Source organism: Meiothermus sp. (assembly GCF_025056915.1).
Classification (GTDB): domain Bacteria; phylum Deinococcota; class Deinococci; order Deinococcales; family Thermaceae; genus Meiothermus.
The window spans coordinates 1-504 of sequence record NZ_JANWVH010000191.1 but is presented as its reverse complement, the minus strand read 5'-3'; the positions used below and the strand labels follow the sequence as shown (position 1 = coordinate 504).

At 68.8% G+C, this 504-nt stretch carries 1 protein-coding gene; it reads left to right on the top strand.

Going from position 1 to position 504, the window contains the following annotated elements; genetic code table 11:
- Positions 1–104: 104 nt before the first annotated feature.
- Positions 105–504, top strand: a 400-nt coding sequence (locus tag NZN28_RS14615) for an NTP transferase domain-containing protein (protein ID WP_295399398.1), incomplete at its 3' end; no start/stop codon positions are given.

Genomic DNA, 504 nt, shown 5'->3' with positions numbered 1-504 from the left:
ACCTCGGAAGACCCCGACCTGCCTTTGCCCGCCGGCGTGATTGCTCCCTGCGGGCATTCTTTACTCCCGCGCACTTACGCTTCCCTTCAAGCTACAGGCAACCCATGACTCTGGCTGCGGTAATTCTGGCGGCGGGCCAGGGCACCCGCCTCAAGTCGTCTTTGCCCAAAGTTCTGCACCGATTGGCCGGGCGCCCCCTCGTGCGTTATGCCGTGGACGCCGCACGCGCCGTCGCGAATCTGCCGCCGGTGCTCGTCATCGGGCATGGCGCGGAGGCCGTGCGCGCCGAGCTGGCCGACAGCGTCCAGTACGCCATCCAGTCCGAACAGCTCGGCACCGGCCACGCCGTGCTGCAGGCCGCCGACCTGTTGCGCGGGCGCTGCGAGCGCGTGCTCGTCACCTACGGCGATACGCCGCTCATCCGGCCCGAAACGTTGCGTGCGCTGGCCGAGGCGCAGGCGCAGAACAGCGGCCCCATCACCCTGCTCTCGATTGATGCGCCCC